General features: G+C 67.8%; 9 protein-coding genes. 4 read left to right on the top strand and 5 right to left on the bottom strand.

The annotated features are described in order from the left end of the window. Positions 1-84 precede the first annotated feature (84 nt). Positions 85-1275, bottom strand: coding sequence for an ROK family protein (locus C5C17_RS12700; protein WP_104253715.1), 1191 nt, complete (start codon positions 1273-1275; stop codon positions 85-87). 136 nt (positions 1276-1411) lie between these two features. Here C5C17_RS12700 and C5C17_RS12695 point away from each other — a divergent pair, with 136 nt between their 5' ends. The 4 genes from C5C17_RS12695 to C5C17_RS12680 all read left to right on the top strand — a co-directional run bounded on the left by C5C17_RS12695 (position 1412) and on the right by C5C17_RS12680 (position 6339). Next, entirely contained in the window at positions 1412-2692 is a 1281-nt protein-coding gene (locus tag C5C17_RS12695) for an extracellular solute-binding protein (RefSeq protein WP_308471314.1), read from the top strand. A 56-nt stretch (positions 2693-2748) separates the two neighbouring features. Further along, positions 2749-3678 (top strand): carbohydrate ABC transporter permease, encoded by a 930-nt coding sequence (locus C5C17_RS12690; RefSeq protein WP_374953916.1) that lies wholly within the window; start codon positions 2749-2751, stop codon positions 3676-3678. Continuing rightward, on the top strand, positions 3678-4559 hold the full coding sequence (locus C5C17_RS12685; RefSeq protein ID WP_104253713.1) for a carbohydrate ABC transporter permease: 882 nt from the start codon (positions 3678-3680) through the stop codon (positions 4557-4559). The genes C5C17_RS12690 and C5C17_RS12685 overlap by 1 nt, the downstream gene beginning before the upstream one ends. Positions 4560-4641: 82 nt before the next feature. Continuing rightward, positions 4642-6339, top strand: coding sequence for an alpha-amylase family glycosyl hydrolase (locus C5C17_RS12680; RefSeq protein WP_104253712.1), 1698 nt, complete (start codon positions 4642-4644; stop codon positions 6337-6339). Between the two features lie 76 nt (positions 6340-6415). Here C5C17_RS12680 and C5C17_RS12675 read toward each other — a convergent pair whose 3' ends face one another. The 4 genes from C5C17_RS12675 to C5C17_RS12660 form a co-directional block, all read right to left on the bottom strand. Beyond that, positions 6416-7981, bottom strand: coding sequence for an HNH endonuclease signature motif containing protein (locus tag C5C17_RS12675; RefSeq protein WP_146079173.1), 1566 nt, complete (start codon positions 7979-7981; stop codon positions 6416-6418). A gap of 219 nt (positions 7982-8200) precedes the next feature. After that, on the bottom strand, positions 8201-8566 hold the full coding sequence (locus C5C17_RS12670) for a DUF5956 family protein (protein ID WP_104253710.1): 366 nt from the start codon (positions 8564-8566) through the stop codon (positions 8201-8203). Between the two features lie 45 nt (positions 8567-8611). After that, on the bottom strand, positions 8612-9577 hold the full coding sequence (locus tag C5C17_RS12665) for an SDR family NAD(P)-dependent oxidoreductase (protein WP_104253709.1): 966 nt from the start codon (positions 9575-9577) through the stop codon (positions 8612-8614). A 46-nt stretch (positions 9578-9623) separates the two neighbouring features. Further along, positions 9624-11606: a beta-galactosidase gene (locus C5C17_RS12660; RefSeq protein ID WP_104253884.1), complete on the bottom strand. Its 1983-nt coding sequence runs from the start codon at positions 11604-11606 to the stop codon at positions 9624-9626. Positions 11607-11775 lie beyond the last annotated feature (169 nt).

Here is an 11775-nt window from a genome sequence, read left to right as displayed (position 1 = left end):
TCCGCGTCGGTGTGTTGCCGGGCGGTGAGTATGTCGTCCTTTCACCTGGGCATGGTCAGGCTGCAGGATCCCAGGGGTGCCGGGCTACAGGTCGAGGATGCCGTCGCGCAGCGAGCGAAGCGCGTGCTGGACGGCGCCCACGGAGACGACGCCGGCTCCCAGCTCGGAGCGGACGAGCTCCGGCACCGGCAGGTGCAGGAGCGCCGGCAGTTCTTCGCGGGCCGCGGCGATGAGGCCGTCGGCTCCGGGTGCGACGCCACCGGCGATGATGACCCGTTCGGGATCGAACAGGCTGGCCACCAGTCCGACGATGCGCGCGAGGACGCCGCCGACTTCGGCGACGATGCGGAGGGCATCGATGTCGCCCTCGTTCGCAGCCTCGAGGACGAGCTTGCCGTTGATCTCGTGGCTTGGGACGCTCAGCAGGGCGCTGTTCGGCGATATCGCGTTCTGCTCGACGGCCGTCCGTGCGAGGCGTGCGGCGCGAAGGCCCAATCCGTCGACTCCCTCCGCTCCAGCGACGAGGTCGAGGCCGAGCATCTCGCCGACACCGCCGTGCGCGCCGCGCAGCAGGCGTCCGTCGACGACGATGCCCGCGCCGAACCGCTCGCCGCTGAGGAACGTCACGAAGTCGCTGCAGTCGACACCGCCTCCCACGCTGCCCTCGGCGACGGCCGCGAGCAGGGCGTCGTTCTCGACGCGGATGATCGGGACCTGGTCCTCGAAGACGGTGGCGAAGTCGGGGTTGGTGCGCTGCCAGAATCCCTCGACGTGCGCGGGGGAGGTCCCCCGGGCGTCCACGGGTGCCGGGACACCGACGCACAGGGCGGCCACCTGATCGATGGTGTGCCTGGTCGTCGACAGCTGGTCGGCGACGACCTTCCGGAGGAGCGCTCGCCGGGTCTCGGGGGAGTCAGCGCCCGGGTCGACCTCGACCTGGCCGGAGCTGATGGTGACGCCGCGGAGGTTCGACACGGTCGTGGTCAGGTGCTCGCGTCCCGCGTCGACGCCGACCACGATGCCAGCGTCGGCCGTGAACTCGAACCGCCTAGCCGGGCGCCCCTTCTGGTAGCTGCCGTCCTCGCGGGCATTTGGCAGCTCGGTGACGAGGCCGCACTCGGCGAGCTCGTCGAGCAGGTCGATGATCGTCGACCGAGTGAGACCGATGCTCAGCGCCTCGGTCGCCGTGAATGCTCCCGAATCCCACGCGTACTCGAGGAGCAGCTGCAGGTTTGCGCGCTTGAGTGGAGGTGTGGTGGCGGGGAGTCTGAACACGGTGTTGACCTTTCGCTGGCCGTCGGCTTACATTACCTCCAGCAGTAAATTTAGACACAAAATTTAGTGTTCGTTTCAATGTCTGGTGTGCCCCGAATCAGTCGATGGCGGCCAGCTCAGCCCAAGGGACAATGACGTGCCATCACCATCGAAACGCTTCCGGCCCCGCACCCTGCTCCGTGCCGTCGTGGCCGCGCTTGTGTTCGTGCTCGCCGGCTCAGGCCTCGTGGCCTGCAGCAGCACCGGCCCGACCGAGGTGCGCTTCTTCCTCAGCAAGCCAGAGGCCATCCCATACTTCCGCGAGCTCATCCAGGACTACAACGCCTCGCAGAGTGAGGTTCGCGTCGTGCTCGACACCTCCTCGAACCTGCAGGCCGGCTTCCTCCGGGGCAACCCGCCGGACCTCGGACTCCTCAACTACAACATGGAGATGGCTCGGTTCATGGAGCGCGGCGCGCTCTCCGACCTCTCCGACCTGCCGGAGGCCGAACGCATCCTGCCGGAGATCCAGGACCTCGTCGACCAGTACGCGAGCTACCCGGGGCGAACGAGCGTGCTGCCCTACTCGGTGATGGCCGCATCCGTCATCTACAACAAGGACATCTTCGAGGAGCAGGGCCTCGAGATCCCGGCGACCTACAGCGAGCTCATCGAGGTCTGCGACCAGCTCAAGGCGGCGGGCATCGACCCCTTCTACGCGACCTTCAAAGACCCGTGGACCGTGAGCCAGGGGTGGTTCGACTACACCGTCGGCGGGTCCATCGATGTCGCCGGCTTCTACGACGAGCTCAACGAGCTCGGCACCGATGTCGGCCCGGACTCACCCGTCTCGTTCGAGTCGACCATGACCGACTCCGTCACCCGCATGACGGAGCTCTCCAGCGAGTACACGAACGCGGACGCCGGCAGCCGCGGCTACGGCGACGGCAACGTGGCCTTCGCGGAAGGCAAGGCCGGCATGTACCTGCAGGGCCCGTGGGCGCTCGGCGAGATCGCCAAGACGAACCCGGATGCGAACCTCGGCATGTTCCCGCTGCCCATGACCGAGAACGCCGACGACCGCGAGGTGCGCGTCAACATCGACCTCGCCGCCTGGATCCCCGAAGCCTCGAAGCACAAGGAGGAGGCGCGCGAGTTCCTGCAGTACCTCTTCCAGCCGGACATCATCAACGCCTACAACGCCGCACAGCTCGGCTTCGGGACGACGGTCGACGCCGACCCGGTCACCGACCCGCGGCTCGTCGAGCTCCAGCCGTACTACGAGAGTGCCGCCTTCTACCAGGGCCCGTCAAAGGCGATTCCACTGACGATCCCCACCGAGAACTACATGCAGGGACTCGTCACCGGGGGAGCGAGCGTCGAGTCGACGCTCAGCACCCTCGACGCCGACTGGGCCCGCCTCGCGCTGCGCCAATAGATCCGCTCATGGCAACGGCCAGCACCACTCGATAACGAACCGGAATGGAGACAACAGTGTCGACCACCACCGAGGCGATCCGCACCGACGAAGCCCAGCGGGCAGGCAAGAAGCTCAGGCCGCGAAGCACACGTCGAGTCGACCGGGTCTTCTACCTCTTCCTCGTCCCGACGCTCGTGCTGTTCACGATCGCCATCACGATCCCCGCCGTCATCGGCATCTTCTTCAGCTTCACGAACTCCATCGGCTTCGGCGAGTGGAACTTCGTCGGCGTCACCAACTACATCGCCATGTTCGGCGACCCCGCCATCTGGCAGAGCTACGGCTTCACGATGGGCTTCGCGGCCGTCACCGTGATCCTCGTCAACGTGCTCGCGTTCCTCCTGGCGGTGGGGCTCGTGGCGCGCATCCGTCTCAAGGCCCCGCTGCGCACCGTGTTCGTGATCCCCATGGTCATCTCGGGAATCGTCATCGCGTTCGTGTTCAACTTCCTGTTCTCCAACGCGGTTCCGGCCCTGGGGCAGAGCCTCAACATCCCGTGGCTCTCGGAGAGCATCCTCGCGAACCCCAACCTCGCTTGGATCGGGATCGTCATCGTCACGGCCTGGCAGGCGATTCCCGGCACGCTGCTCATCTACATCGCGGGCCTCCTCGCGGTGCCTGGGGACGTGTACGAGGCCGCCGAGCTCGACGGTGCGTCGAAGTTGCAGCAGATGACGCAGATCACGCTGCCGCTCGTCGCGGGCTACGTCGTCATCAACGTCATCCTCGGGTTCAAGAACTTCCTCAACGCCTACGACATCATCGTCGGCCTCACCGACGGCGGCCCGGGCACGTCGACTCGAAGCATCGCTATGACGATCTTCACCGGCTTCAGCGGTGGCGACTACGCCTACCAGATGGCCAACGCGACGTTCTTCTTCGTGATCGTCGTCGTCATCTCCCTTCTCCAGCTCCGTCTCACCCAGGGAAAGAACCAACTCTGATGGCACTTCAGCAACCCATCGTCGGCCGCACCCGCGTGGCCCCGGCGAGCAAGAACTTCGGCGGGCGGAACCGATGGTCGACGACGATCATCCTGCTCCTGTGCGCCGTGACCGTGCTCATCCCGCTCTACGTGACCGTGGTGACGGCCTTCAAGACGACGTCGCAGGCCGTGAGCGGCAACGTCTTCGCGCTGCCGGCACCGTTCAGCGTCGACGGCTTCGTCGAGGCGTGGAACCTCACGAACTTCCCGCAGGCCTTCGGCGTCTCCGTGTTCATCACGGCGGGCACGGTGGCCGGCGTGATCCTGCTCGCGGCGCTCGCCTCGTACGCCATCACGCGCAACTGGAACCACCGGTTCTTCCGGGGGTCGTTCTACTACCTGCTCGCGGCGATGTTCCTGCCGTTCCCTGCTGTCGCGCTGCCGCAGATCCAGATGAGTGGACTCTTCGGCCTCGATAACCCGGTCGGCGTCATCATCCTGCACGTCATGTTCCAGCTGAGCTTCTCGATTCTGCTCTTCACCGCGTTCCTGCGGTCTATCCCGGGCGAGCTCGAAGAGAGCGCGCGCATCGACGGGGCCAGCACCTGGCAGACGTTCTGGCGGGTCATCTTCCCGCTGCTCGCCCCGATGAGCGCCACGGTCGGCATCTTCGCCTTCCTCGCGTCCTGGAACGACTTCATGATGCCGTCGCTCATCATCTCCGACCCGGCGATGCAGACGCTGCCCGTCGTGCAGAAGATCTTCCAGACCCAGTTCAGCAACAACTACAACGTCTCCTTCGCCTCCTACCTCATGGCCATGGCGCCCGCCCTGATCGCCTACCTGTTCACGCAGCGGTGGGTCATGGAGGGCGTCACGCAGGGCGCGGTCAAGGGCTGAACGCATCCCCGGCCAGCGCCTTCTCCCAAGCAACGCCTCTCTCGTCCCCAGACCACCGATAACCCCAAGGAATGCTTCCACTATGAGCTCGACCCTTTCGGCAGAGACCGACCTCCTCACCCGCGCCCACCCGCACGACGCCGACTGGTGGCGTCAGGCCGCCGTCTACCAGATCTACCCGCGCAGCTTCGCGGATGCGAACGGTGATGGACTGGGCGACCTGCCCGGCATCACCGCGAAGGTGCCGTACCTGCAGGGGCTCGGCATCGATGCCGTCTGGCTCAGCCCCTTCTATCCTTCGGAGCTCGCCGACGGCGGGTATGACGTCGCCGACTACCGGAACGTGGATGCGCGTCTCGGCACGCTGGACGACTTCGACGTCATGGTGTCGGCCCTGCACGGCGCCGGGATCCGCGTGATCGTGGACATCGTGCCGAACCACTCGTCGGACCAGCACGCGTGGTTCCAGGCTGCCCTCGCGGCGGGGCCGGGGTCGCCGGAGCGTGACCGCTACATCTTCCGTGACGGGAAGGGGCCGGATGGAGCCGAGGCGCCGACCGACTGGGAGTCGGTGTTCGGCGGACCGGCCTGGCACAGGGTCGAGGACGGCCAGTGGTACTTCCACAACTTCGCGGTCGAGCAGCCCGACTTCAACTGGGCGAACCGGGAGGTGCGCGACGACTTCCTGCACACGCTGCGCTTCTGGTCGGATCGTGGCGTCGATGGCTTCCGCATCGATGTCGCCCATATGCTGACGAAGGACCTGAGCGGGGAGCTGCCCTCGAAGGCTCAGCTCGACGCGCTGCCCTTCGATGGGAACCACCCGATCATCGATCGCGACGACGTGCACGAGGTGTACGCCGAGTGGCGCAAGGTGTTCGATTCGTATGACCCGCCGCGTACAGCGGTCGCCGAGGCGTGGGTCGAGCGTGACCGTCGGCCCCGATATGCGAGCCCGGAGGGACTCGGGCAAGCGTTCAACTTCGACCTCCTCGAGGCCGACTTCGAGGCGGCGCAGTTCTCGAGCATCGTCGCCGACAATCTCGAGCTGGCGGAGCGTTCCGGTTCGTCGACCACCTGGGTGCTGTCGAACCATGACGTGGTGCGGCACGCGACCCGGTACGGCCTCCCGCATGCGGAGCGGAACGAGAAGGGGCACCCGCTCGTGAAGCACGGCGCGGAGTGGCTGCTCTCGGGTGGTGAGCGTCCGGCGCTCGACGCTGAGGGCGGCCTGCGGCGTGCTCGCGCGGCGACGCTGTTCACACTCGGGCTGCCGGGTTCGGCGTACCTCTATCAGGGTGAGGAGCTCGGTCTTCACGAGGTCGCCGGGATCCCGGACGCTGACCGCCAGGATCCGACGTTCTTCCGCAACCCGGGGGTGGACATCGGTCGCGATGGCTGCCGTGTTCCCCTGCCCTGGGTTGCCGAGGGCCGGTCGTTCGGTTTCGGGGAAGCGGATGCGCACCTTCCTCAGCCCGCATGGTTCGGTGCGTCGGCCGTTGAAGTGCAGGATGGCGATGCGGGCTCTGTGCTCGCGCTGTACCGCCGCGCGCTTGCGCTCCGCCACGAGCTGCAGAGCGGGGAGCACCTCGAGTGGCTGTCGAGCGCGCGCGCGGATGTGCTTCGTTTCTCTCGCCCGAACGGGTGGGAAGTCGTCACGAACTTCGGCGCAGAACCCTTCGAGCTGGGTTCCGACGCCGAGGTTCTGCTGCGCAGCGACCTCGGGGATGGCGCGACGCTGGCGGGGGAGACGACCGCCTGGGTGCGCCGCCGCGGGTAGCCAGCCCAGACTGCCACTGCGATGCGCCCCCTCTCGACCAGGGAGGGGGCGCATCTCAGCGCAGTGCATCGTCGGGTCAGAACGGTGGTGTCATCGGCAGGTGTCCGGGCCTCGACGATGGGTCGTCGGATTGTCGCGGTCCTGGTTCGCGGTCCGGGTCCTTGCGAAGTCGTGGGAGCTCATCCGTCGGTCTGAAGAGCTGGTCGCTTGGTCTGAAGATCACGCCGTGTGGTTCGGGCCGGCTGATGTAGATCCTGCCGCTCGGTGTGGTCCATTCGAGGACGCCACCGCCGAGTTGTCGCACTTTCCAGGCGGTGTGGTGTTTGACGATGTGGTGGTTCTTGCAGAAGTCGCTGAGGTTCCAGACCGCGGTCGTGCCGCCGTGCTGGTAGGCCTGGGTGTGGTCGAGCTCGCAACGCACGGCGGGTTGTCGGCAGCCGATGAAGCGGCAGTGGACGTCACGGGCCTGCAGGAAGGCGCGCATCGCCGCGGTGGGCTTGTAGGAGTCGACGGCCTGCACGGCCCCGGTGATGGGGTGCGTGAGGACGCGGAGGAACGCTGGTGCGGTCGCGGCGAGGCGTTTCGCGTCCTCAATTGGCATGGGCGTCATCCCATCGAGCAGCGCCGGCGCCCGCCCCGGCTGGTCGCTGGCGGAGTCGCTGTCGGCGAGGACCGTCGTGATCGGGATCGAGAGCTGCACGTTCGCCTGAATGCCGGCCGCTGCGGAGTTGCCCATCGGATCGCTGGTCAGCAACATGTCCGCGACGACGTCCGACATGACCTCGTTCAGACTCCGCTCGTCCTGGGCATCGGGTGCGTCTGGCTCCCCGGTAACCTCGGCGCTCGCACGGGCATCGTCGACAACGGGTCCGAACGCGCTGCCAGTTCCGGGCGCGGCCGAGTTTGCTGCACCTGAAGCACCGTCGGCTGTCGCCCTCTGGCGCGCCTTGATGATCGCGAGCGCCTGCTTCCGCACCCGGTCCCGGATCGCGTGCGCGACGAACGTGTCAGTTGTGACCCGGATGATGCTCATCCCGTCGCCAAGGTCTTCGACGGTCGCTCGGCGCTGCCGCCTCGCCCGCGCGTGCCGCTGATCGATGGACTCCCCGGTCAGCTCCTCCGCGACCCGCTCGGCGGCCTTCCGCAGTGCCTGCGGCGGCAGAGGTTCCCGGCGCACCCGCTCGAGCATGACCTCAACGAAGAGCGCCCGCCGCTCCGCCTGCTCGATCGGGTCATCGTGGTTCACTGTGAACCCCACCTCGACCAGCTTGTGCACCTGCGCGGGCGTCACGACGTTCTCGTCCAACGCGACCGCCAGCGCCGGGAAATCCTGCTGGGCTTTCGACGCGAGCGCCAGCTGCCCTTGCGCCACCCCGGACGACACCTGCATGACCAGCGCGACCTCGTTCGCGATCGACCGCACGTGCATCGCCGACTCCGCGCACCCCTCAGTCATATCCAACGCGTGACCGAAGTCGTACGCGGCAGCGTGGGCCCGCAACTGCAAGGCAGCCCCTGCAGCGATCATCGCGGCCGCCTGCTCCTCCATCGCGAGGATCTCCGACCGACGCGCCGCAACAGACGCCGGATCCGAAGGGTCGAACCCCGGATCCGAAAGGTCGTGCTCGTGGTGCTGTTGCATGTCCCCAACGCTACGGACAACCACCGCCATTCTGCAGACTCGTCGATAACTTTTCTTGCGACTCGGGCTCCTAGGGAGGCGCGCCAGTGGTCGCTGCCCAGGAATCACGACGATGCGACGAGTCGACCGTCGCATCTGTAGACCCACCTCGTGCGCCACTCAGAACGCAACCGCATCCACTCCGTCTTCTTCCCCTTCGATACCCGAGCGCGTCGCGCCCTACCCGCGTGCCGGTTCCGCCAGCAGCTCCCGCAGCGCGGTCAGCATGCGCTGCGCCGCGAGGCGCCCGTTGTTCGGGTCGATCGCGTGGTGGGCGGCCATGCACGCTCCGTGCAGCCTGCCCTCGTCGACTCCCGGCGGCAGGCTGATCTCCCAGTCGACGCCGAAGGGCTGCTCGGGAACGCCCGCGTGAGCGAGGTATTCGGCGGTCATCTCATGGATGAGCGCGCGGATCTCATCCGTGGCGGGTTCCAGCGGGTGCCCGTCTCGGCTGCGGGTCGGGTACGTCGCGGGCCGCTGGAACACGTATTCGGGACCCGCCAGGTAGGCGATGAGCGCCGTCCACCCGTTCAAGTCGAGGTGCACACGCGTCCCTGCCCGTGTGCTCTCAATCGGGAAGTCGCTCCACCTTCAGGTTGGCAGCTCGGGCTCGGCGGGCCGGGACGCCTCATCGGCGAGGAGCGACTCGGAGAGCTCCCACAGTCGGTGGGCGGCAGCTTCGTCGAGCGCGTGGGGGACGACGCCGTGCACCCCGTCGACGATCTCGTCGACCACCTTCGCCGGGTGGCAGTCCTCGTAGTAAGCGGGCGTGCCGGGGCCAAGCGTCGCCCGCGTCGCGACGAACACCGACGTCGCGGCGCCCTGCTCCGGGGTCTTGGTCGGGAAGCGCCGCTTCATGTCGGCCAGCACCTCCGGATCCCAGTGCCGCTGCAGCTTCGTCCAGATCCCACCCGGCATGAGCGCCGCCGCCGCGATGCCGCGGTCTGCCCAGCGTCTGGTCGCCTCGAGCGCGAACAGCACGTTCGCGGTCTTCGACTGGCCGTAGGCGAGCCCGCGGTCGTACGCATCCTGCACGAAGAACGGGTCGTCGAAGCGGATACCGCTCGAGGCGTGGCCGCTGGAGCTCACGACCACGATGCGCGCGTCGCCAGCCTCGGTGAGCGCGGGAAGGAGGGCGTTGGCGAGCGCGAAGTGCCCGAGGTGGTTGACCGCGAACTGCATCTCCCAGCCGTCAGGGGTGCGCAGCTCCGGGGTGTGCATGATCCCCGCGTTGTTGATGAGCAGATCCAGGCGCCCCGACCATGCGGAGGCCAGCTCGCGCACCGTGGCGAGATCGGCGAGGTCGAGGTGCACCACGCGCACGTCGTCGTTGCCGGTGGATGCTCGCAGCTCGGCCGCGGTGCGCTCGCCCGCTGCCGTGTCTCGCACAGCGAGCGTCACGTGCGCTCCCGCCGCCGCGAGCGCACGCGCGGTCTCGACGCCGATGCCTGAGCTCGCTCCGGTGACGAGCGCCGTCTTGCCGCTGAGGTCCAGGCCCTCGACCACGTCGAGGGCGGTCGAGTCTGCGTCGAACGTTGGGGAGTCCGTTTCCGTCATTGTCCGTTCCTACCAGTTCAGCTTCGCCGATACCTGGCTGAGGACGTCAGGGCTGCCCATGACGAACGGCCACGACGCGGACGCCGCCCGAAGGCACTGGGTCGACGGACGCGACCGACTCGCCCGTCAGCAGGTCGTGCCCCGAGACCCCGGCCCCCGCATCATGGGCCCCGTGGTTGATCTGGAACACGTAGTCGACGCCGTCACCGCGGCGCACGACGCTCTCGACGCCGCCGAGGGGGGAGTAGCCGACCGCCGCGCCGTCGAGCACCCGGGTCACGAAGCCGTCGAGGTCGGCGCCGTCGAGCGCGGTGGCGAGGTACCAGGCCGCGCCGTCGCCGAAGCTGTGCGTGGTGACCGCGGGGCGGCCGACGCCCGGGCCATCGGCGAACTCGGCGACGGTCGTGGCGCCCCGCAGCTCGATGTCGTCGCTCCAGACGCGTCCGCGCGTGCCGTCGCTGAGCGTGACCTGCTCGCCGGCGCGCAGGGGCAGGAACTCCTCGATGCCCAGGCCGAGCACATCCCGGAGCTGACCCGGGTATGGGCCCGTCGGGACGTCGTCGTTCGTCGAGACGATGCCGGAGAAGTAGGAGAACGCCAGCGTGCCGCCATGCGCCGCGTACTCGCGCAGGTTCGCTGCCGCGTCGTCCTCGATGAGGTACAGGGCCGGGGCGAACACGACGTCGTACCCCGTGAGGTCGGCGGCGGGATGCACGAAGTCGACCGTGACCCCGCGGCGCCAGAGGGTCGCGTAGAACGCCTCGATGCGCTCCCGGTGGTCGAGGTCGACGGAGGGCCGCCAGTCGAGGTCCTGCGCCCAGAATGACTCCCAGTCCCAGGCGATCGCGACCCGCGCATCCACTCGCGAGCCGAGGACCGGGGCAAGGGCGGCGACGTCGGCGCCGAGCGCCACCGACTCCCGCCACTTGCGCGACGTCTCGCCGGCCTGCGGGATGAGCGCCGAGTGGAACTTCTCGGCCCCTTTCTGCCCTGCCCGCACCTGGAAGAAGAGCACCGCGTCGGCGCCGCGGGCGGCGTGGGCGAGGCTATTGCGTCGCATCTCGCCTGGTCGCTTCGCGATGTTGCGCGGCTGCCAGTTCACCGCCGACGTCGAGTGCTCCATGAGGATCCACGGCTTGCCCCGCGCGAGCGAGCGGGTGAGGTCGGCGGCTCGGGACAGCTGGATGTGGTTGTCCTGCTGCTCGGCGGAGAGGTAGTGGTCGTTGGCGACGATGTCGACCTCGTCGGCCCACCGCCAGAGGTCGACGCTCGGGCAGATGCCGGCCATGAAGTTCGTCGTGATCGGCTGTGAGGTGTGCTCACGGATCGCATCACGCTCGGCTTTGAAGCACTCGAGGAGTGCCGCGGAGCTGAAACGCGCGAAGTCGAGGCGGTGCGCGGGGTTGCTCGCGGAGCCAGAGGTGCGGGGCGCATCGATCTCCTCCCAGGCGCCGTAGCGCTGGCCCCAGAAGTTTGTCCCCCAGGCCGCGTTTAGGGTATCGAGCGTCGCGTAGCGCTCCTGCAGCCAGGCCTGGAACGCGGCGACGGAGGCGTCGTCATAGCTCTCCGTGATCGGGGCACCGTACTCGTTGTGCACGTGCCAGAGCACGACCGCCGGATGCTGGGCGTAGCGCTTGGCGAGTTTCGCTGCGATCGCCGTCGCGGCCCGTCGGTACTCTGGGGAGCTCGGGCTGACGATGCCGCGCGACCCGAACGCGAGGGGTATGCCGTCGCGTGTGACGGCTCTCGAGCGCGGGTACTTCCGGTAGAACCAGGCCGGCGGTGAGGCCGTCGGGGTGGCGAGGTCGACGTCGATGTCCGCGGCGTGCAGGCGGTCGATGATCTCGTCGAGCACCGCGAAGTCGTAGACGCCTTCCTCCGGCTCGAGGAGTGCCCACGAGAAGATGCCGATGCTGACGAGGTTCACGCCGGCGTCCTGCATGAGGCGGATGTCTTCATCCCACACCTCGCGGGGCCACTGCTCTGGGTTGTAGTCGCCGCCGAAGCGGACTGTCTGGCGGCCGGGCATCCACGTCGATGTCTTCACCCGAACGAGCTTACGTCATCGTAAACGAAGCACGCCATTGACTTACGAATGCGAAAGTGGCGCCCGACGTGGTTGGTGCAGGCGGGATCGTCTTCTCACCGATCGCCACCTTGACGGCGAAGTGTGGCCGTGCGCGGCCTCGAGGACCGGA

The organism is Pseudoclavibacter sp. RFBA6, from assembly GCF_002931575.1.
In the GTDB taxonomy this organism is placed as follows: Bacteria; Actinomycetota; Actinomycetes; order Actinomycetales; family Microbacteriaceae; genus Pseudoclavibacter; species Pseudoclavibacter terrae.
Note: the sequence above shows the minus strand (reverse complement) of the source record. Positions and strands in the feature narration are given on the sequence as shown.